The sequence below is a fragment of the Achromobacter sp. JCM 18799 genome (genome assembly GCF_055395645.1).
The window spans coordinates 2,028,997-2,048,254 of the sequence record NZ_AP043866.1 but is presented as its reverse complement, the minus strand read 5'-3'; the positions used below and the strand labels follow the sequence as shown (position 1 = coordinate 2,048,254).

Sequence of the window (19,258 nt, the reverse complement as noted above, 5' to 3'; positions counted from 1 at the left end):
CCGTTATTAATCAGAGGAACTACAGCCAAGTTCCTGACCGATTGGGCTGCAAAGATCCTGAACAGGCCACGCTTGGTCTGCCATAAAGCAGCCCTTGCGAAGCAGCGACGGCCAACGCACATCATGGAGCAATACATGCGGAAGAAACTCCCCATACTGCGGGTCATCCGCCAGACCTTGGATTATCTAGGCGACCATGGCGGACGGCTGATCGGCGCATCGCCGCTATTGATCCTGATTCTGCTAGGTGGCGTGGTCTTGGGCATGTATCTGAACGACATGGCATATGTCGAGCAGAGCAAACTGCTGGAGCTGGCCGGATGGATGGTGAGTACCGCCGCCCCAGTCCTGGCGGCGGTGGCTTGGCATCGGTGCATCCTTCTAAACGAAACTCCTGCGCCTCGCCCCGTGGCAGGCAAGCCCGAACGCATGTATTTCATCGTACTGTTGGTGAGTGCCGCGTTAGCGTTCGTGGTTGCGCTTCTGGCCTACATCGTGATGCTGTTCTCCAAGGGGCCAGCCGGCCCGCATTGGCTTGGCATGGTGTTGGTGCTGTTGTTGATATTGTCGCCGTGCATTTTCCTGGGATATTTCTTTCTGGCGTTGCCGCACGCGGCCTTGACCGGCAGATTGGACCTGTCGCGGATTGCGGGGCTGGTGAAGGGCAACCGGTTACGCCTGCTGGCGGTGGCCATGTTGCCAGTGCCGCTATTGCTCTTGCTAGAGGCTGTCCGGATCTTTCTGCTACAGATGCCGCGGGCGCCAGGCGTGGCGTTTTATCTGTACACCGCCATTTCCACATTCGCCTTTACTTTGGTTTCCGTGACTTCGATGTCCGTCAGCTATCGGACGCTGGCTTTGACGCCCTCGGAAGAACGCGCGAATTCCTCGCTCGCAGCGTGTAGTGCGGATTGATTTTCAGGTGATTCGCCATGGATAGCGCGATGACCGATTGCCCATGGGAGAAGATTGATGGATTTTTCTCTCTAAACGAGTACGAGAGATTTCTGAAGTGGATTGTGGTACAGGTAGACGCAGGTTTGGCAGTCGAGGTTGCCGTGCAAAGCCGGTACCAGATTTTCGGTCTGGAAGAACGGTGGTTTCAGTGTGTTGCCTCGCGTGAACTGTGGCGATTGGTCGCTCCTGATGCTCCCTTTAGAGGTTGCTGGGAGGCATGTATAGACCTCGGCAGGTAGCACCAACCAAGGCGGCGGCCTGGAGTTGAATGGCCTTCTTGCGTTGCCTGAAGGGGCGGCAAGGTAGTCGGAGTGGCGCGACTGTCTTGTCAATGTCCGTTAGTCGGCATGATGTTGTATGCATGAAAACTAGTAAAACGGTGTTTATTTTTGGCGCCATTCGACCAAAAATAAAAAAATAAGAGCGCCATTAAGAATGGTCGTACCTAGCCGTTAGAAATAAGTAGATGGGGCGCAGCGTCTGGCTTCCATCTGGAACGGTAGGACGCAAAGATCCTGTCTCAATGCAGCGCTGCGGGGCGATGCATTGGGGAAACGCTGGACAGGTGAACCAATAAACGGCCATCCATCGGGCGGCCCAGCCAGGATCCTCTCCACGCAATGCGTTCATGTCCAAGGCTCTGGACGGGCGCGGCGCGGCTTGCGGCTGGCATAGCGGTATCGGACTGAAAAATCTTCGAATAAATAATATCCGGGCTGAGATAGCTACGATTCGTCGGCTGTCGGCAAGGTCAAGGAAGAATTCGAATAAAGAATGGACCTCACAAAAAGCAAGTGAGGCTGGCGGCCCGCGGGGGCTGCTTTGGTACTTGGTGCCATACGGGTTTGTTTTTGAAGTTCTGGAGGATCATGAAGTTCGTCAAAAAAATACCTTACGCGCTGAAGCGCGCCGTTTTTCGCGCGTCTCCGGCTCTTGCCAGAACCCTAGGCCTTGATTTCCGCTTGCGGGTGCCTAGCCGGATGTTCATGGAGCAAGAGGTCTTCAAGTATGTCAATCAGCAGTTCCGGCGCGCAACGACCGCTCCGGCGGCGAGGTGCTTGTTCATCGGCCTGGACAAGCACAATTGGCATTACGACCGGTTGCTGGACCTCGACTTTTATTCAATAGATTTGAATCCGCGCAATGCGGCCTACGGCCCGCCCGGCAGACACGTGGTAGGTTCGGCGACCGAATTGTCTTCGCACTATCCGCCGAACAGCTTCGATGTGGTTTTTGCGAATGGGCTGATCGGTTTCGGCCTGGATACCGAGGAAGCGTTCAATCAGTTGATGTTCGAATGCCATCACGTCTTGGCCAGCGACGGGATGCTGGTGCTTGGCTACAACGACAAACCCGACCGCCTGAGCTTCAAGGTTGAACAGGCCGCGGGTTTTGAGGTTTTCAAGACTTTTGAGCCTGGCATAACAGGAATGACTGGCGCGCGTCACATCGTGGAGGACGGGTTCCGGCATTGCTATGTGTTTCTGCGACCGCGGCGTTTGGGTCATGCGGCGGGCCAGATGGATCTGGTTGCTGCGGCCTGACCTGGCCCCGCCCGCTACATTTCTCTCCTTCCTGGCCGTTAATCGTAGGTCCATGGGGCGTTTCGCGCTTGCGCGGAGCGCCCGCATTATTGGAACCGAAACAGGCTTTTCTCATGATCATCGGTATCGACCTGGGTACGACAAATAGTTTGGCGGCGCTGTGGCAGGACGGCCGGGCGCGCCTGGTGCCCAATCCGTTGGGGAGCTTTCTGACACCCTCCTGCGTAAGCCTGGATGAAGATGGCCGCGTATTGGTGGGGCAGGCCGCTCAAGAGCGTCTTCAAACGCATCCCGAGCGCACCGCTGCATTGTTCAAGCGGCACATGGGCAGCGACAAGCTGTTCCAGTTGGGCGACCAGGAGTTCCGGGCGGAAGAACTATCGTCGCTGGTGCTGCGCGCGCTGAAGGCAGACGCCGAAGCCGTGCTGGGCCACCCGGTTACCGAGGCCGTGATCAGCGTACCGGCCTACTTTTCCGACTCGCAGCGCAAGGCAACGCGCAACGCGGGGAAGTTGGCGGGCCTGACCGTCGAACGTCTGGTCAACGAACCCACCGCGGCCGCGCTGGCCTATGGCCTGCACCAGAGCGAGGACGAGACCCAGTTCCTGGTTTTTGACCTTGGTGGCGGCACGTTCGATGTGTCGGTGCTGGAACTGTTCGAAGGCGTGATGGAGGTGCGCGCCACGGCTGGCGACAACTTCCTTGGCGGCGAGGATTTCGTCAATGAGATCGTTCAGAAGTTCTTCGATACCCATGCGCGGGCCGCGGCCGCGCGCGAGGACCGGCGCTTCATGCAACGGTTGCTGGCGCAGGCTGAAAGCGCCAAGCGCCAGTTGTCGACCCAACCTGCCGCCCGCATTGCGTTGGACTGGCGCGGCGAAGAATATGCGCTCGAATTGAGCCAGGAACTGCTTGGGCAGTTGTGCGCGCCGCTGCTGACGCGTTTGCGCATGCCGGTTGAGCGCTCATTGCGCGACGCCAACATCAAGAGCCAGGACATTGCTACCGTGGTGCTGGCGGGCGGCGCCACGCGCATGCCGCTGGTGCGCCAGCTGGTCACGCGCATGTTCGGCCGCTTTCCGAATGCCGAGATGGATCCCGATCAAGTGGTGGCGGCTGGCGCTGCGGTGATGGCGGGACTGAAGATGAAGGACCAGGCGCTGGAAGAGGTCGTGATGACCGACGTATGCCCCTACACGCTGGGCATCAGTACCACGCGCACCACCTCGTCCGGACAGCGTCTGCCAGGCCAGTTTGCACCCATCATCGAACGCAACACCATCGTGCCCGTCAGCCGCCAGGAAACATACATGCCGATGGAAGACGGCCAGGGCGAGGTCGAGCTGCACATCTACCAGGGGGAGTCCCGCCTTGTCCGCGACAACATCCTGCTAGGCACTCTGAACATGTCGTTGCCGCGCTTGTCGCGTCTGGAAAGCGCCATCAACGTGCGTTTTACCTATGACGTGAATGGCTTGCTGGAGGTCGAGGCTGCGCTGGCGCGAGGCGGCGCGGCACAACGTCTGGTGATCCAGGGCGGCGGCGCGCAGATGAGCGACGCCGATATCCAGCGCCGCTTGGGCGAACTGGCCGAGTTGAAGATCCATCCTCGGGAACTGGCGGTCAACCGCGCCTTGGTGGCGCGGGCCGAGCGCGTCTACCAGGTGCTGCGTGGCGATGACCGCGAACTGCTCGCCCACGAAATAGTGCTGTTTGAACAGGCGCTGGAAACCCAGGAGGAGCGGCTTGCCGTGCGTGCCGCAGAGCGGCTGCGTCGCGTGGTCGACGTGCTTGAACGGGCCGCCGTGTTTGCTCCAGGCTTTGATCCCACGCAACAGGACTAGTACCGTGGCAGCAGCGAGCTTTACCAGATTGGGCATTGAGCCCACCAGCGACCAGAAGGCCATCCGCCGCGCCTATGCGGCGGCGCTCAAGCGGATCGACCAGGCCGCTGACCCGGAAGGCTTTGCCATCCTGCGCGGCGCATACGAGCATGCGAGATCCTGGGCCGAGATACAGATCGAGGAAGGGGAATCCGCCGCTTGCAGTGCGTTGCCTTTGTCCGACGCGCCGCAAGCGGGACCTGACGCAGCGCCGGGGGACACGCCCGAGTTCGCGCCCGAGTCCGGGATGGAAGCGGTCCCGAGGCAAGCACCGCCAGCGCATGCGCAGGAGCCAGGGCCAGCGGTTCAAGCAGAATGGTTTCCGCCATCCCGAGAGGAACTGGAAGCAGGTATCGAGCACTGGACCCGCCGTCTGATGCTGGCGCCCGATGATGAGGTTGCGCAGATGCTCGCTAGCGCCCTGGCTGACCGCCGGCTAGACCATCTGGAGGCCAGGGACGCTCTGGCCTGGAGCCTGGCCCGGGCGATGCGCCTGCAGCCGGACGGCCGCCTGGCGCTCTTCAATGGCGCGCGCCGGGCGTTCGACTGGAACGGCCTGAGCGCGCCATTTCCGCATGACCAGGACCTATCCGATTGGGTCGACATGCTGTTGGACCAGATGGAGCAGTACAGCCAGCTGCCGCCGGCCTTGCGTGTGCGCCTGGATGCAGTCCTGAGGTTGGCGCACAGGTGGGCTGAACCCAATCTTGTACAGGCGTACTGGCATGGAAGGGATTTCGCACAGTTGTTGAGCATTGCGCCTCATCTGTCGGTGTTGGACCTGGGATGGGCGCGCATCGAGGCATGGCGCGCGGCTTCCGCGCGCTTTGACGGCGGCCGGAACGCGTTGCGGTGGTTGGCGGCCAACAAGCTGAAGATGGTGCTTGCGGCGATTTGCGTCATGGGATTGGTTTTGATGTACCGGGACGCGCGCGACGGCACCACCTACGAGAAGCCAGGGCCGACCCGGGAGCAATTGGCAAATGGCCTGGTGACCGTGCATGCGCAACGCGCGGCGCCCGAAGTTCAGCCGTGCCAGGTGCGATCTCCGCTTTCGCCACCGCTGGGATGTCCCGCGGCGCAGACGGGTCAGGCCTCGCCTGAGCCATGGCCGATGGCCATGCCCAAGGCGCTGTTCATTACCGGAGCTCCCGCGCTCTCCTATCCGCCGCAGGCCAAGTCGGCTGGGGCCAAGGGCACAGTCTGGGTACGTGTGATGCTGGATGTTCAGGGGAAGGTGCTGCGTAGCGCGCTGATTTTCCCCTCAGGGAACAGCACCTTGGATCAGGCCGCCGTCGTAGCCTCGAGCGGGGTGCGAATGATGCCCGCAATCCAGGATGGCAACGCCGTACCGAGCCAGGCGGTGCTTGTGTTCAGCTATGAGATCGCCGCTCCCTGAATCCGGTACTGACGTGCAGTTCAGATTGCGATGAAAAAAGGAGATTGACAGTATCGGTCTCATCGACCCTGGGACGGCCAATTCACGACCGGCGACGCCAAGTCAGTACGCAACACGTGAATGCCGGACGCCAGGACTCATGGACGCCTTGAGCCTTGCCTTGCAGGTCCGGACCTGCGATCTGATGCCGCTACAAGAATAGGTTAATACGAGTCCAGAAAAACTCAGGATAGAAGAAAAAGCCCCAACCTAGAATTCAAAAAAATGAGGCTGATGGCCTGCTGGAAGGCCACTCGGATATTGGCGTTATTCGGGTTTTGGGGATCATGAAGTTCATCAAAAAAATATCATATGCCCTGAAGCGCGCGGCTTTCCGGGTTTCTCCAGCTCTTGCCAAGACGCTAGGCGTCGATTTCCGGCTGCGGGTGCCTAGCCGGATGTTCATGGAGCAAGAGGTCTTCGACTACGTCAATGAACATTTCCGGCGCGGCGCGGCGGCGCCGGCGGCCAGGTGCCTTTTCATCGGTCTGGACAAGCACAACTGGCACTATGACCGATTGCTGGATCTGGACTTCTATTCGATAGACCTGAATCCGCGCAACGCCGCCTACGGCCCGCCCAACAGGCACGTGGTGGGTTCGGCGACTGAACTGTCTTCGTACTATCCGCCGCATGGCTTTGATGTGGTGTTCGCTAACGGACTGATCGGCTTCGGCCTGGATACGGAAGACGCATTCAATCAGTTGATGTTTGAATGCCATCACGTGCTGGCCGACGATGGGATGTTGGTGCTCGGCTATAACGACAAGCCCGATCGCCTGAGCTTCAAGGTCGAGCAGGCCAAGGGCTTTCAGGTCTTCAAGACATTCGAGCCCGGCATAACGGGGATGACGGGCGCGCGCCACGTCGTGGCGGACGGGTTCCAGCATTGTTATGTGTTCTTGAGACCGCGGCGCCTTGGACTGGCGCAGCAGGGGCTGGCCTGGTAGGGGCGGAAAGCGCGGGGCTGCGTCAGGCCGGCCCGCCATTTCAAAAACGTAATCCCGCTATCCGCTTTCTGTCCGCATCGCTTTCCTAGAATTTGATCGTGCAGTCCCCTCCACGATACATAGGAAACAAACATGCAGATTATCCGCAAAGCCGCATTGATCCTGGCGCTGTCGGCCGCCGCTACCGGCACGGCGCTGGCGCAGTCCGCGCCGCCGCCCGCTGGGTTGGCCAATCCTTATGGGCCCTCGTTGACGCGCGCCGAAGTGCTGGCCGACCTGGCGCTTTGGAAGCGCGCGGGCGTGGACCGGTTCTGGCGCGGCGAAGAGACGCCGGATATTTACAGCTCGCAGTACAAGGCCGCATTTACGGAGTATTTCCGCCTGCGTTCGGGGCCGGAGTACCAGGCTGAAGTACAACGCCAGAACGCGTCGGGGCGATAGCCGCCGGCGCGGCAGGCGAGCCCGGCGTGGCTGAATCCTCCGTGATCAATCCCCCCGAGTCCAGCCCCAGGTTGCAGCTTGCCGACCTGGAGCTGGACTTATTGCGCTGCCGCGCCTACCGTGGCCGGCAGTTCCTGCAGCTCACGCCCAAGGAATTCGGTTTGCTGGCTTTTCTGATGCAGCGGCCCGGGGTCGTGTGCGTGGAATGGGAGCTGGCCGAGCAGGTCTGGAAAATGAAGCTGCATATCCAAGACAAACGCAATTTCAAGTCGCATGCGGTTGCGGTCGCGATGCGCAGGTTGCGCAGGAAGGTCGACGCAGGGCCGGGGCCCAAGCTGCTGCACACGATGCGGGGCGGCAGCTACATGCTGGCGGCGCGGCCCTTGTGATCAGCGCACGCATGCGAGCCCGGCAACCGCGCGGCATCAGAAAAAGCGCGCGCCGGAAGGGCGCGCGGCGATCATCTGGCCTTCCCTTCGCGGAGGGGGCGCAATCAAGGGATTCCCTGCATACAGCGTCTTATGAAACCTTGCGTTAGAACCGGTGGCGGATGCCCATGTTCACTTCAGTCGCCTTGACGTTGTCCTGGAACGCCCAGTTGGTGGTGTAGGACGCCACGGCATAGAGATCGGTCCGCTTGGACAGGTTGTAGTTGTAGCCGAGGCTATAGGTGTTGCTGGCGGCGTCACCGCCCGTGAGCTGCTTGCTGTTGGCGTCGGCGCGCTGCCATGACGCGAATGCGCCGCCGGATCTGCCGACGGGAACGGCCAGAGCCAGCATGTAGGCATTCGAGCGGAAGCCTTTCACGAAGGCGTAGGAAGGTGTGCCGGTAAAGCCGCCGATGCTGCCGCCATTGGGGAAACCTTTGCCTGCGAACCAGCCATCGCTCATGCGGTTGTAGGCCAGGGCCACCTTGACGACTTCGAAGTCGTAGGAGCCGCCGACGATGTAGGAGCGCGGCGTGGCGTCGGTCTGGCTTGGGCTCAGCTTGTTCGAGGCATTGAGCTGGTCGTAGGTGGCAAAACCCATGATGGGGCCGTTGTCATAGCGCAGGCCGGCCGAGATGGCGCGGGTGTTGTCGGCCGTGGCGAAACCGGTCTGGGCGAGGCGGCGGTCGTCGGCGTTGAAGGCGTAGCCGATGGCGCCCGTGAAGCCGCCCATCGACGGGGTTTCATAGACGACCAGGTTGTCGTAGCGCACGAAGTTGGCCGAGCTGAAGCCCAGGCCTGCGCCGGTGTTCAACTGATTGAAGCCGCCGCCGAACGACGAGCCGAACATGCCGGTGAAGTAGCGCGAGGCAATGTTGTATTGCCGACCCAGGCGTACCCCGCCCCAGTCGGCGCTGCCCAGGGCCACAGTGGCTTCGCGGCCGAACAGGCGGCCGCTTTGCAACGAGTTGCCGTTGCGGCTGTCGTAGCCGGACTCCAGCTGGAAGAGCACGTACAGGCCGTCGCCCAGGTCTTCCTTGCCGCGCAGGCCCCAGCGCGAACCGGCGGTGGTGCCGGTGGTGGATCCGATACGGCTGCTGTCGACGCGGGTGCGGTTGCCGGTGGCGGGATCGGTGTAGGCGCCATCGACGTTGGCATAGCCGATGCCGGTGTCGATAAGGCCATAGAGCGTGACGGAAGAGGGCTGCGCATAGGCGGCGCCGGACAGTGCCGTGGCGACCGCCGCGGCATATAGCTTTTTCATGGGGGACTCCGTGAGCGGGGAAGATCGATATGCGTCTACCGACCGGAAGCCACGGGAACCATGTCTTCTGGCGGATTGGCGGGGCCAGTGTGCAGGCCGTCGCCCGACAATCCGCGGTCATTGGAATTACAAATCCGATCGTCCCGCCGTCACGGTTCTGTCATGTCCGCATGGGTCGGGCGTCCCGTGCGCCATGCTCGCCTGCCTTATCCCTCCAATCCCCCCAGATCCGGCGGCCGGTTCTCGATGATGGCCTCCATGCTGAAGAACCCCGTCACCGTGGAAAGCTCGAAATCCGTGATCAGCTTCTGGTAGAAGCGGTCGTACCCGGCCATGCCGCGGCAGACCACCTTGATCAGGTAGTCCCAGTCTCCGCCGATGCGATAGAACTCTGTCACTTCGGGCAGGCGTTCCACGTGCTGGCGAAATCCGTCGGCCCAGGCCTTGGCGTGGTGGCTGGTGCGGATCATTACGAATACCGTCAGGTCCAGCCCCAGTTCGACCAGATTGACCTCGGCGCGGGTGCCGCGAATGATGCCGCAGGCGTTCAGGCGCTGCAGCCTGCGCCAGCAGGCGTTTTGCGACAGCCCGACGCGATCGGCCAGCTCGCGCTGCGACAGCGCGCCATCCTTTTGCAGGCAGGAGATGATATTCAGATCAAATTTATCTATTTTTTCCATTTAAAAGATCAAATGACCCAATTTATGAGGTTTTCGGCAAAATTTAGGTGAGGTTTCAAATTTCTTTCCATCGTATGATATTTCGGTGTGCCCAGGAACATCCCCGACATGAATACGCCTACCAAAACGACCCCCGCCAAGATCACGCCGTTGCAGCAATTCCTAGAAAGCCTGAAGACGGCCGACGTCGCCGCGGCGCTGGCCGAAGGGCTGATCGGCAAGGATGCGGTGGTCGATGGCCCCTATGGCGTCAAGCCGCTGGTGTACGCCGATTACGTGGCGTCCGGCCGGGCGTTGATGCAGGTCGAGCGTTTCATTCTTGAGCAGGTGCTGCCGTACTACGCCAACTCGCATACCGAGGCTTCCTACTGCGGCGGCTTCATTACCCGGTTGCGCCGCGAGGCGCGCGCGGCGATTGCGCGGTGCTGCGGCGCGAGCGATGAGCACGCCGTGATTTTTGCGGGGTCGGGCGCGACGGCGGGCATCAACCGGCTGGTGCACCTGTTCGGCGTGCGCGAGGCCATCGCCGCGGGCCGCCAGGTGCGCGTCATCATCGGCCCCTACGAACACCATTCCAATATCCTGCCGTGGCGCGAATGCGGCGCGGAAATCGTCGAGCTGGCGGAAAGCCCGGCAGGCGGCCCCGACCTGGCGCAGCTGGACGCGGCGCTGCAAGCCGGGGAGGGCGCGCTGGTCATCTGCGCGCTGTCGGCGGCTTCGAACGTGACGGGCATCGTGGCGGACGTGGCGGAAGTGACCCGGCGCGTCAAGGCCGCGGGCGCGAAGATGCTGTGGGACTACGCAGGCGGCGCGCCCTATCTGACGATCCGGATGACGCCTGCTGCCGACGCGGCGATCGACGCGATTGTTTTCTCGCCCCACAAGTTCATCGGCGGTCCGGGCGCGTCGGGCGTGCTGATCGTGCGCCGCGACGCGGTGCTGGACACCAAGCCCACCTGGCCCGGCGGCGGCACGGTGCGCTTCGTTTCGCCCGCGGGCCACGACTACAGCGGCAGCCTGGAAGCGCGCGAGGAAGCGGGCACGCCCAACGTGGTGGGCGATATCCGCGCGGCGCTGGTGCTGCTGGTGAAGGAAGCCCTGGGCGCCGAGTTCATGCGCCAGCGCAATCAACACTTCGTAGAGCGCGCGCTGGCCAGGTGGCAGGGCGCCGAGCAGCTGGAGCTGCTGGGTTCGCTGACGGCGGCACGCCTGCCGATCTTCTCGTTCCGGGTGCGCAACGGCCGCGGCGGTTTCGTGCACCAGCAACTGGTGACGCGCATGCTGAGCGACCGCTTCGGCATCCAGGCGCGCGGCGGCTGCGCCTGCGCGGGACCCTATGTGCATCGCCTGCTGGATATCGGCGCGGATGAGTCGCAGCAGATGCGCCAGGCCATCCTGGATGGCCGGGAAATGGAAAAGCCAGGCTTCATCCGCCTGAACTTCAGCGTGCTGCTGCCGGACGAGAAGGCCGATTTCATCCTGGATTCGGTGCTGGCGCTGGCCGCGGACGCGACCGAGTTCGAGCATCGCTACGGTTTCGATCCGAGCCGTGCGATTTTCTTCCCGCACAGCGCCGAAAAGCAGGCCGCCTGAGCCATGCGCCCGCCGCCTGGCGGGCCGCTCAGTCTTTCATGTGCAGGCCGCAGGTTCTGATCCATGCGGCCTTTTTGTCGGCCAATTCCTCGGACGCGTCGCTTAGCGCGCGCGCCATCTTTGCCGGGAACTCCACGCCTTTGCGGCGGCAGGCCTCGAAGTCGTCGACCAGGGCGTACCTGGCATCCAGCAGGTCCAGGCGGCCTTGGCACAGCTCGCGATTCAATTGCAGATCGTTGGATGCTTCGCGCGTGCGCTGCACGTCCTGCGCGCGGTCGATGCGCGCCTGCTCCGCCTGGACCTGCGCAACGCAGTCTTGCGCGACGGCGGGGGCGCTGGCGGCGCAGAGGAGCAGGATGGCGAGGGAGCGGCGGTCAAGAACGGCCATGCGGGGATACCTTGGGAATGCGACTGAATGGGCAGCATCATAACTGGGGGGAGCATCGGCCCGCCGGAGCGGCAGCTCCGTGCGAATCCGTTGTCGCCAGATGCTTCCAGATCGCCTCGGCCACTGTCTGCGGCGCGATGGTGGCCATGTCGCCTTTTACTGTGGCCTCTACCGGGTACAACCAGGGTACGTACCGCAATGCGGGAGTGGCGCCGAACAGTCCTATCGTCGGGATTCCGTGGGCCGCTGCAATGTGCATGCCCATGCTGTCGTTGGAGACAAACACCGAACAGCTCGCGATCAGTGCCTGGCTATCGCATATGTCCTTGGCCTGTTGCGTCGCATCCAACAAAGTTATGGATTCGGGTAGCAAGCTGCGAATTTCTTGTGCAATGTCCTGGACATCGCTGCCGCCCACCAATACAAAACGCAGTCCGCCATCCCGCGCATGCAAGATGCGCGCCACTTGCGCAAAAGCCCTGCCGCTATAGCGTTTACAGGGTATCGAACCATTCAAGCCGAATCCAATCGTGCGGGATTGCGCATGGCAGAACTGCATGGCCTTGCTGCTCGCCGAATCCGTACAGAACAGCGAGGGATAGCGCGGTTCAAACTGATAGCCTGCCTTCGCATACAGCAACGGCAGCCATGTATAGATGTCAGGGTGCGGGGTCCCTTTGCGGCGTACCCAAATGCGATGCGTGAGCAGCGCTGCAAGATGCGGCTGGTGCATGCGTACGAAACCGATACGTTGCGGAATTCCCGCCAGGCGGGCCGCCAACGCAATGTGAGTACGGAAGGTAAAGAGAAACAGACTGTCGTAGGCGCGGTCCGCCAGTATCTGTTTCACCCGCGTGATGCGCTCCCAACCTCGCAAACGGTTCTCCGAACGCAGAGAGATGACTTCCTTCACGTACGGCTGAGCGCGGAACAGTTCCTGTGATGACTCATTTTGAGTCATCAGCAATGAAACGGTCCCTCCGGCTTGTTCGGCCAGCGCTCGGACAAAAACCATGCTGAGCACTCCGTCGCCGATGCCGCCGGAAATATAAATCGCACAATTTCGCGCTGTACTACGGGAGACGGAAGAGGCGGCAGGCATGGCATCCAATAAAAATACGCTCACTGCATTTTCAAAAAAGATATCGAACTTCGAATCTATTAGTCTGGTGGAGGTATGTTTATTGGTCGCGTAGTGTTTTGTATTAAATGTTCGAAAAAGTTATGCGCGATGGCGCCCGGATGAGGTGATGGTACATGGGTTGCGGTGAGTGTGGGAAGCGCCCCATGCCGCCTGCGTCCGACGCCAAGGCTACTGGTCGGATACCCAGTTTACGGTTATCTAAAACTCGCCTACTGTGCTTTACATATCAACGACTTACAAGCGCTGCACGGCGCCATCGAATTACACGGTCGTCGATATAAATTTCTGTTTTATCAACAAGTTACGTTGGAGATGAAAGAGAATGACCGATACCCTCATCAAGGTCGACCTGGCCCAATCCCCCTACGAGAACGCGCAGATCCACAATCGCTGGCATCCGGATATTCCGATGGCCGTGTGGGTCAAGCCCGGGGATGACTTCGTGCTGGAAACCTATGACTGGACCGGCGGCGCGATTAAGAACGATGACAGCGCCGACGACGTCCGCGACGTGGACCTGTCCACGGTGCACTTTCTTTCGGGGCCGGTGGGCGTGGAAGGGGCCGAGCCCGGCGACCTCTTGGTGGTGGACCTGCTGGACATCGGCGCCAAGCCGGACAGCCTGTGGGGGTTCAATGGCTTCTTCAGCCGCAACAACGGCGGCGGCTTCCTGACCGAGCATTTTCCGCATGCGCAGAAATCCATCTGGGATTTCCATGGCATGTTCACCTCGTCGCGCCATATTCCCGGCGTCAACTTCGCCGGGCTGATCCATCCCGGGCTGATCGGCTGCCTGCCGGACAAGAAGCTGCTGGACACCTGGAACCGGCGCGAACAGGCGCTGATCGACACCAATCCCAACCGCGTGCCGCCGCTGGCCAATCCGCCCGCGCCGAAGACGGCGCACATGGGCGCCATGCAGGGCGCGGCGCGCGACAAGGCGGCGGGCGAGGGCGCGCGCACGGTGCCGCCGCGCGAGCATGGCGGCAACTGCGACATCAAGGACCTGTCGCGCGGCGCGCGGGTGTTCTTCCCGGTCTACGTGAAGGGCGGCGGCCTGTCGGTGGGCGACCTGCATTTCTCTCAGGGCGACGGCGAGATCACGTTCTGCGGCGCCATTGAAATGGCGGGTTGGGTGCACATGCGCGTGTCGCTGATCAAGGGCGGCATGGAGAAGTACGCGATCAAGAACCCGATCTTCAAGCCCAGCCCGATCACGCCGGCCTACAAGGACTTCCTGATCTTCGAAGGCATTTCGGTGGACGAGTCCGGCAAGCAGCACTACCTGGACGTCAACGTCGCGTACCGGCAAGCCTGCCTTAACGCCATCGAGTACCTGAAGAAGTTCGGCTATTCGGGCGCCCAGGCGTATTCGCTGCTGGGCTGCGCGCCGGTGCAGGGGCATATCAGCGGGGTGGTGGACATCCCCAACTCCTGCGCCACGTTGTGGCTGCCGACGGAGATCTTCGACTTCGACATCCAGCCGTCGGCGTCCGGCCCCGTCAAGCACATCCAGGGCGGCGTGGACATGCCGCTGTCGCGCGACCGCTAGGAGCCATCCCATGCCCATGTATGACTATGCCTGCGGCGATTGCGGCGAGTTTGCGGCGCTGGTGCCCCTGGCCAGGTGGCGCGATCCCGCCGCCTGCCCGCAATGCGGCGTGATGTGCGGCCGCATCCTGGGGGGAGCGCCGGCGATCTCGGCGCTGTCGTCCGCCGTGAACCGGGCGCGCGCGGTCAACGAGCGCAGCGCCCACGAACCGCGCAGCTCGCGCTCCGGCCATGGCATGAACTGCGGATGCTGTTCCGGCGGCAAGGCGGCCGGCAAGACGCGCACCACGCCGGATGGGGCGAAATCGTTCGCGGGCGCAAGGCCCTGGATGATCAGCCACTGAGGACGCGCCGCCGGCGTGCAAAGGCCCCGCTTGCGCGGGGCCTTGTTTTTGCGGGGCGGGAGCAGCGGGCTCAGGCTTGCAGCGGCGCCACCGCGGCGCCCTGGATCTTGTGGCGGGCCAGGGCTTCGGCGACGAAGCCCGATTTCTTCATGGCCTCGACGAAGGCGGCCAGGTAGGCGCTGGCCTTGTCGCCGCGGCTCTTGGGCACGCCCATGGCCTGCCGGATCAGCATGAAGTGGCCGTCCAGCAGGCGCAGACCGCCCAGGCGCTGCGCGTCGGCTTCAAGCTGCTGCTTCACGCCTGCGGCGACTTCCATGTTTTCCTGCATGAAGGTGTCGACGACGGCGGGCGAGGTGGGCGCGCGGAAGATCTCCGCCTGCTTGAGTTCCCGCGTAAGGTACAGGTCGTAGGCGCTGCCCTTGCCGACCACCACGCGCTGGCCCTTGCGGTCCACCTCGTCCATGCTCGCGATGGGCGAGTCCTGGCGCACCAGGTACGCGCCTTCGATCACCACGTAGGGCGCGGTGAAGGCGATCTGCGCGCCGCGCAGCGGATCGATGGCGAAGAAGCCCACGTCGGCCTCTTCGGCAGCCACGGCGTTGACGGATTCACCGGCCGACTTGAACACCACCAGCTCCAGCTGGACGTCCAGGCGCCGCGCCAGTTCCGTGGCCAGGTCGACCGAGACGCCGCCGGCCTGGCCGGTGACGGGGTCGGCGTGCGCCAGGATGGGATTGCCCAGGTTGATGGACGCGCGCAGCGCGCCGGTGGGGGCGAAGGCGGAAAGCAGCTCGTGGTCGGTCTTCATGGTTTCCTTGGGCGGAGAGGGCCCCGCGCGTGGGCGCGGATGTTGCGGCAAGCATAGCCGCAAGCGCGCGCGTTGCGCGATGCCTTATTGCGCGCGGCGCAGCACGTAGTGGGGGGCCAGCGGGCCGGTCGGGCGGGTGCCGTCGCGGTACAGCATGGTCACCTGGTTTTCGCCGACGAAGTAGCGCTGGCTGTCGCCGGACGCATCCAGACGGATGGTGCTGCCGTCGGACTCCCAGCTGAATGAACCCGTGACGACCTCGGGTTGCGGCTGGCGGTCCAAATACTGGGTCTGTCTTTGGTAGCGGCCGTCCTGTTCGAGCGTCAGGCGGGTGCGGATGCCCGGGCAGTCGGCGCAGGGCAGGGTGCCCTCGTAGCTGCCGGCCCAGTCCAGCGAATCGCGGGCGGTGTGGCTGTCGACGGGGGCGGAACCGCCGGCGCCGGGCCGGGTGGGCGCGCAGCCGGCGAGCAGGGCTAGCGTCAGGGCGCAGGTCAGGGTGGTTTTCATCATGGCGAGCTCCTGTTTGGCAAACCGGTCACGATACGGACGGTAACGGGGCTGTGCTGAAACGGGATGTAAAGCGCAAGGGCCGGTCGCGGCCGCGCATGCGCTACGCTACCTTACTTTCCAGGCGCACCCGCCCGGGCCTCCCTCTTGAACAGGACGATTCCGATGAAAGGCGAACACCGTTACAACGTCACCGTCGACTGGACCGGCAACACCGGCTCGGGCACGTCCAGCTACGCGGCCTATTCCCGCGACCACCTGATCCGAGCGGCGGGCAAGCCCGATGTGCCGGGATCGTCCGACCCGGCCTTTCGCGGCGATCCCGCGCGCTGGAATCCCGAGGACATGCTGGTGGCGTCGCTGTCCGCGTGCCACAAGCTCTGGTATCTGCACTTCTGCGCGGTCGAAGGGGTGACGGTGGAGGCCTACCGCGACGAGGCCGAAGGCGTCATGGTCGAGGACCGCCAGCGCGGCGGCGCCTTCAGCGCCGTCACCCTGCGTCCCGAAGTGACCATCCGTGCTGGCGACGACGCGGCGCTGGCGGCCGAACTGCACGAGCGCGCGCACCATTTCTGCTTCATCGCCAATTCGGTCAACTTCCCGGTGCGTTGCGAGCCGCGCATCGTGCACGCTGCCTGAGGACTATCGTCATGCTGACCATTTGGGGGCGTCGTAGCTCGTTCAATGTGCAGAAGGTGTTGTGGCTGGCGGGAGAGCTGGGCCTGGAGTACGAGCATGTGCTGGCCGGCGGCCAGCACGGGCTGCTGGACACGGCCGAGTTCCGCGCCATGAATCCGCACGGCAAGGTGCCGCTGCTGCGCGATGGCGCGACCACGGTCTGGGAGTCCCATGCCATCCTGCGCTATCTGGCCGCGCGCGACGGCGCCGGCCGCTTCTGGGCGGACGACCCCGCGCAGCGGGCCGGCGCCGACGGCTGGATGGACTGGGCCCAGACCGCCTTGCAGCCTGCCTTTCTGACCGGCGTGTTCTGGGGCTATTACCGCACCCCCGAGGCGCAGCGCGACACGGCGGCCATCGAGCGCGCCATCGCCGCCACGCATGCCTGCCTGCGGCAACTGGACCGCGCGCTGGCGGACCGCCCGTATCTGGGTGGCGAAACCCTGGGCCTGGCCGACATTCCCGCCGGCACCACGCTCTACCGCTACTTCGAAGTGGACATTCCGCATCCGTCCATGCCCCATCTGCAGGCCTGGTACGAGCGCCTGCAGGCCCGTCCCGCCTATCGCGAACATGTGATGGTGCCGTTCGGGGAATTGCGCGGGCGGCTGGCTTTCTAGGCCGGATTTACAAATTTTCCGGCGGGCGATGTCACATCGTGGCAGGCTGTCTCGTCCTAGGGGTAATGGCGCCGCATCCCGCGGCGCATGCCTGCCTTGCCGGAGACACGCCATGAGCACCGCCCGCCTGAACGCCTACACCGCCTCGCCCAAGGCCATGAAGGCCATGATCGCCCTGAACGACTTTGTCGAGGGCTGCGGCCTGGAACACAGCCTGCTTGAACTGGTGAAGATGCGCGCTTCGCAGATCAACGGCTGCGCCTACTGCCTGCACATGCATTCCACCGATGCCCGCAAGCAGGGCGAGAGCGAAATGCGCCTGTACCTGCTGGATGCCTGGCGCGAATCCTCGCTGTACAGCGAACGCGAGCGCGCCGCGCTGGCGTGGACGGAGGCGTTGACCCGGCTTGCCGACACCCGCGCGCCGGACGCCGACTATGCCGAAATGGCCAGGCATTTCAGCGAGGAAGAGCAGGTCAACCTGACGGTCGCCATCAACATGATCAACAGCTGGAACCGCATCGCCGTCGGGTTCCGCTCGCAGCATCCCAAGCACTGAGGCCCGGCTGTATGAGCGCGTCCGCCATTCCTGGTGCCGTGGCCGATTTCGAGCCCCATCGCAAGCACCTGCAGGGCCTGGCTTACCGCATGCTGGGGTCATGGGCAGAGGCCGAGGACATCGTGCAGGACGCCTGGCTGCGCTGGCGCGACGCGGACCGCGCTCAAGTCGAGACGCCGCGCGCCTTCCTCTCGCGCACCGTCACGCGGCTGTGCCTGGACCAGCTGAAGTCGGCGCGCGTGCGGCGCGAGGAGTACGTGGGGCCATGGCTGCCGGAACCCTTGCCTGATGCGGGCAGTTATGACGCGCCGGGGGCGGGGGAGATTGCGCACGATCTGTCGGTGGCGCTGATGCTGGCGCTGGAGCGCCTGTCCGCACTGGAACGGGCCGCTTTCCTGCTGCACGATGTGTTCGACATACCGTTCGCGGAGATTGCGGCGACGCTGGGCCGCAACGAGGCCGCCTGCCGCCAGTTGGCCGCGCGGGCGCGCAGCCGCGTGCGCGATGCGCGCCCGCGGTTCGCGGTGACGGAACGGGAAGGCGCGCGCATCGCCGATGCATTCTGGCAGGCGTCGCGCGCGGGCGATGTGGACGCCCTGCGCAGCCTGCTGGCGCAGGACGCCGTGCTGCATGCCGACGGCGGCGGCAAGAAGCTGGCCGTATTCAGACCCATCCTGGGCAGCGACAAGATCGCGCGCTTTTTCGCCGGCCTGGCGAAAAAACCCAGCGGCCAGTTCCTGGACGCCGTGGTGACCCAATTGAACGGCATGCCGGGCGTGCTGGCGACCGAACTGGACGGCCTGCCGCGGTCCACCACGCTGGAGGTGCGCGACGGCAGGATCGCCGCCATCTATATCGTGCGCAACCCTGATAAGCTGCGCCATGTCGCGGCGCTGGCGCCGCAGCCGGCCGCGCCCCAGGATGATTCCGCACCTCACTGACTACCCGCAGGACCTGCCCGAACTGGGATTTGATGGCTTGCGGCTGCGCCCATTGCGGGAAGCGGACGCCGACGATTGGCATGCGTATCTGCGCGACGAGGCGGTCACGCGCCATACCAGCTGGCAGTTGGACGGGCCGGATACGCTGGTCCGCCTGATCCGCGGTTATGGTCAGCCGGCGGCATCGCACAGCCTGCGCCTGGCCATCGTCACGGGGGGCGGCGCTTTGGCAGGCACCATAGGCTTGAACGAGATCGCTGCGTCCGCGCGGCGCGCGGAAATCGCCTATGACGTCGCGCCGCTTTACTGGCGGCGTGGCATCGCCACGCGCGCCTGCGTGACATTGACCGAGTGGGCCTTGCGCGAGCTGGGCTTTGCGCGCATCCAGGCCACCGTGCTGGATACGAACGTGGCGTCGGCCGGCGTGCTGGAGCGCTGCGGTTTTCAACGCGAAGGGCTGCTGCGGCGCTACCGCCTGGTGCGCGGCGAACCTCGCGATTTCTGGATGTACGCGCGCGTCAACGCCGCGCAGGGCTGAAG

General features: G+C 63.5%; 21 protein-coding genes. 15 read left to right on the top strand and 6 right to left on the bottom strand.

Features of this window, described 5'->3' with window-relative positions:
• The first annotated feature begins 135 nt into the window (after positions 1-135).
• The 7 genes from ACZ5YA_RS09750 (at position 136) to ACZ5YA_RS09720 (ending at position 7,602) form a co-directional block, all read left to right on the top strand.
• The gene (locus ACZ5YA_RS09750) at positions 136-915 is read left to right on the top strand and encodes a hypothetical protein (protein WP_124260403.1); all 780 of its coding nucleotides are present in this window, start codon (positions 136-138) and stop codon (positions 913-915) included.
• A gap of 911 nt (positions 916-1,826) precedes the next feature.
• Positions 1,827-2,501, top strand: coding sequence for a class I SAM-dependent methyltransferase (locus ACZ5YA_RS09745; RefSeq protein WP_118934354.1), 675 nt, complete (start codon positions 1,827-1,829; stop codon positions 2,499-2,501).
• Positions 2,502-2,614: 113 nt separating this feature from the next.
• Positions 2,615-4,345: an Hsp70 family protein gene (locus ACZ5YA_RS09740; protein ID WP_464092424.1), complete on the top strand. Its 1,731-nt coding sequence runs from the start codon at positions 2,615-2,617 to the stop codon at positions 4,343-4,345.
• 4 nt (positions 4,346-4,349) lie between these two features.
• Positions 4,350-5,783 carry an energy transducer TonB gene (locus tag ACZ5YA_RS09735; RefSeq protein WP_464092423.1) on the top strand — a complete coding sequence of 478 codons (1,434 nt, stop codon included), beginning with the start codon at positions 4,350-4,352 and terminating at the stop codon, positions 5,781-5,783.
• Positions 5,784-6,109: 326 nt separating this feature from the next.
• Positions 6,110-6,772 (top strand): class I SAM-dependent methyltransferase, encoded by a 663-nt coding sequence (locus ACZ5YA_RS09730; RefSeq protein ID WP_306636743.1) that lies wholly within the window; start codon positions 6,110-6,112, stop codon positions 6,770-6,772.
• A 132-nt stretch (positions 6,773-6,904) separates the two neighbouring features.
• Positions 6,905-7,213 carry a DUF4148 domain-containing protein gene (locus tag ACZ5YA_RS09725; RefSeq protein ID WP_306636745.1) on the top strand — a complete coding sequence of 103 codons (309 nt, stop codon included), beginning with the start codon at positions 6,905-6,907 and terminating at the stop codon, positions 7,211-7,213.
• A 26-nt stretch (positions 7,214-7,239) separates the two neighbouring features.
• Positions 7,240-7,602, top strand: coding sequence for a winged helix-turn-helix domain-containing protein (locus tag ACZ5YA_RS09720; protein ID WP_118934348.1), 363 nt, complete (start codon positions 7,240-7,242; stop codon positions 7,600-7,602).
• A gap of 145 nt (positions 7,603-7,747) precedes the next feature.
• Here ACZ5YA_RS09720 and ACZ5YA_RS09715 read toward each other — a convergent pair whose 3' ends face one another.
• On the bottom strand, positions 7,748-8,905 hold the full coding sequence (locus ACZ5YA_RS09715) for a porin (protein ID WP_118934345.1): 1,158 nt from the start codon (positions 8,903-8,905) through the stop codon (positions 7,748-7,750).
• Between the two features lie 206 nt (positions 8,906-9,111).
• Entirely contained in the window at positions 9,112-9,585 is a 474-nt protein-coding gene (locus ACZ5YA_RS09710) for an Lrp/AsnC family transcriptional regulator (protein ID WP_054452588.1), read from the bottom strand.
• 108 nt (positions 9,586-9,693) lie between these two features.
• On the opposite strand from ACZ5YA_RS09710, the gene ACZ5YA_RS09705 reads away from it, so the two are divergent.
• The gene (locus ACZ5YA_RS09705) at positions 9,694-11,178 is read left to right on the top strand and encodes an aminotransferase class V-fold PLP-dependent enzyme (protein ID WP_059379967.1); all 1,485 of its coding nucleotides are present in this window, start codon (positions 9,694-9,696) and stop codon (positions 11,176-11,178) included.
• Positions 11,179-11,206: 28 nt separating this feature from the next.
• Here the strand turns inward: ACZ5YA_RS09705 and ACZ5YA_RS09700 are convergent, their stop codons facing one another.
• Entirely contained in the window at positions 11,207-11,566 is a 360-nt protein-coding gene (locus ACZ5YA_RS09700; protein ID WP_118934343.1) for a hypothetical protein, read from the bottom strand.
• Positions 11,567-11,603: 37 nt separating this feature from the next.
• Positions 11,604-12,692: a glycosyltransferase family 9 protein gene (locus ACZ5YA_RS09695; RefSeq protein WP_464092422.1), complete on the bottom strand. Its 1,089-nt coding sequence runs from the start codon at positions 12,690-12,692 to the stop codon at positions 11,604-11,606.
• A 340-nt stretch (positions 12,693-13,032) separates the two neighbouring features.
• On the opposite strand from ACZ5YA_RS09695, the gene fmdA reads away from it, so the two are divergent.
• Together fmdA and ACZ5YA_RS09685 are read left to right on the top strand one after the other, a co-directional pair.
• The gene (gene fmdA, locus ACZ5YA_RS09690) at positions 13,033-14,262 is read left to right on the top strand and encodes a formamidase (protein ID WP_059379964.1); all 1,230 of its coding nucleotides are present in this window, start codon (positions 13,033-13,035) and stop codon (positions 14,260-14,262) included.
• A 10-nt stretch (positions 14,263-14,272) separates the two neighbouring features.
• The gene (locus ACZ5YA_RS09685; protein ID WP_118934339.1) at positions 14,273-14,605 is read left to right on the top strand and encodes a zinc ribbon domain-containing protein; all 333 of its coding nucleotides are present in this window, start codon (positions 14,273-14,275) and stop codon (positions 14,603-14,605) included.
• Positions 14,606-14,675: 70 nt separating this feature from the next.
• Here ACZ5YA_RS09685 and ACZ5YA_RS09680 read toward each other — a convergent pair whose 3' ends face one another.
• Together ACZ5YA_RS09680 and ACZ5YA_RS09675 are read right to left on the bottom strand one after the other, a co-directional pair.
• Positions 14,676-15,413 (bottom strand): ABC transporter substrate-binding protein, encoded by a 738-nt coding sequence (locus ACZ5YA_RS09680; protein WP_118934338.1) that lies wholly within the window; start codon positions 15,411-15,413, stop codon positions 14,676-14,678.
• 84 nt (positions 15,414-15,497) lie between these two features.
• Entirely contained in the window at positions 15,498-15,923 is a 426-nt protein-coding gene (locus ACZ5YA_RS09675; protein WP_059379961.1) for a copper resistance protein NlpE, read from the bottom strand.
• A gap of 162 nt (positions 15,924-16,085) precedes the next feature.
• On the opposite strand from ACZ5YA_RS09675, the gene ACZ5YA_RS09670 reads away from it, so the two are divergent.
• From ACZ5YA_RS09670 to ACZ5YA_RS09650, 5 genes are all read left to right on the top strand, one after another.
• Positions 16,086-16,559 (top strand): OsmC family protein, encoded by a 474-nt coding sequence (locus ACZ5YA_RS09670; protein WP_118934336.1) that lies wholly within the window; start codon positions 16,086-16,088, stop codon positions 16,557-16,559.
• 11 nt (positions 16,560-16,570) lie between these two features.
• The gene (locus ACZ5YA_RS09665) at positions 16,571-17,218 is read left to right on the top strand and encodes a glutathione S-transferase family protein (RefSeq protein WP_059379959.1); all 648 of its coding nucleotides are present in this window, start codon (positions 16,571-16,573) and stop codon (positions 17,216-17,218) included.
• A gap of 112 nt (positions 17,219-17,330) precedes the next feature.
• Positions 17,331-17,777 carry a carboxymuconolactone decarboxylase family protein gene (locus ACZ5YA_RS09660; protein ID WP_059379958.1) on the top strand — a complete coding sequence of 149 codons (447 nt, stop codon included), beginning with the start codon at positions 17,331-17,333 and terminating at the stop codon, positions 17,775-17,777.
• Positions 17,778-17,788: 11 nt separating this feature from the next.
• Entirely contained in the window at positions 17,789-18,718 is a 930-nt protein-coding gene (locus ACZ5YA_RS09655; RefSeq protein ID WP_464092421.1) for a sigma-70 family RNA polymerase sigma factor, read from the top strand.
• On the top strand, positions 18,699-19,256 hold the full coding sequence (locus tag ACZ5YA_RS09650; RefSeq protein ID WP_464092420.1) for a GNAT family N-acetyltransferase: 558 nt from the start codon (positions 18,699-18,701) through the stop codon (positions 19,254-19,256). Before ACZ5YA_RS09655 ends, ACZ5YA_RS09650 begins: the two co-directional genes overlap by 20 nt.
• The last annotated feature ends 2 nt before the right edge of the window (positions 19,257-19,258 follow it).

Coding starts and splice junctions, on each gene's coding strand:
- ACZ5YA_RS09750 (WP_124260403.1), top strand. CDS start 136: ATGCGGAAGAAACTCCCCATACTGCGGGTCATCCGCCAGACCTTGGAT.
- ACZ5YA_RS09745 (WP_118934354.1), top strand. CDS start 1,827: ATGAAGTTCGTCAAAAAAATACCTTACGCGCTGAAGCGCGCCGTTTTT.
- ACZ5YA_RS09740 (WP_464092424.1), top strand. CDS start 2,615: ATGATCATCGGTATCGACCTGGGTACGACAAATAGTTTGGCGGCGCTG.
- ACZ5YA_RS09730 (WP_306636743.1), top strand. CDS start 6,110: ATGAAGTTCATCAAAAAAATATCATATGCCCTGAAGCGCGCGGCTTTC.
- ACZ5YA_RS09725 (WP_306636745.1), top strand. CDS start 6,905: ATGCAGATTATCCGCAAAGCCGCATTGATCCTGGCGCTGTCGGCCGCC.
- ACZ5YA_RS09715 (WP_118934345.1), bottom strand. CDS start 8,905: ATGAAAAAGCTATATGCCGCGGCGGTCGCCACGGCACTGTCCGGCGCC.
- ACZ5YA_RS09710 (WP_054452588.1), bottom strand. CDS start 9,585: ATGGAAAAAATAGATAAATTTGATCTGAATATCATCTCCTGCCTGCAA.
- ACZ5YA_RS09705 (WP_059379967.1), top strand. CDS start 9,694: ATGAATACGCCTACCAAAACGACCCCCGCCAAGATCACGCCGTTGCAG.
- ACZ5YA_RS09700 (WP_118934343.1), bottom strand. CDS start 11,566: ATGGCCGTTCTTGACCGCCGCTCCCTCGCCATCCTGCTCCTCTGCGCC.
- fmdA (WP_059379964.1), top strand. CDS start 13,033: ATGACCGATACCCTCATCAAGGTCGACCTGGCCCAATCCCCCTACGAG.
- ACZ5YA_RS09685 (WP_118934339.1), top strand. CDS start 14,273: ATGCCCATGTATGACTATGCCTGCGGCGATTGCGGCGAGTTTGCGGCG.
- ACZ5YA_RS09680 (WP_118934338.1), bottom strand. CDS start 15,413: ATGAAGACCGACCACGAGCTGCTTTCCGCCTTCGCCCCCACCGGCGCG.
- ACZ5YA_RS09675 (WP_059379961.1), bottom strand. CDS start 15,923: ATGATGAAAACCACCCTGACCTGCGCCCTGACGCTAGCCCTGCTCGCC.
- ACZ5YA_RS09670 (WP_118934336.1), top strand. CDS start 16,086: ATGAAAGGCGAACACCGTTACAACGTCACCGTCGACTGGACCGGCAAC.
- ACZ5YA_RS09665 (WP_059379959.1), top strand. CDS start 16,571: ATGCTGACCATTTGGGGGCGTCGTAGCTCGTTCAATGTGCAGAAGGTG.
- ACZ5YA_RS09660 (WP_059379958.1), top strand. CDS start 17,331: ATGAGCACCGCCCGCCTGAACGCCTACACCGCCTCGCCCAAGGCCATG.
- ACZ5YA_RS09655 (WP_464092421.1), top strand. CDS start 17,789: ATGAGCGCGTCCGCCATTCCTGGTGCCGTGGCCGATTTCGAGCCCCAT.
- ACZ5YA_RS09650 (WP_464092420.1), top strand. CDS start 18,699: ATGATTCCGCACCTCACTGACTACCCGCAGGACCTGCCCGAACTGGGA.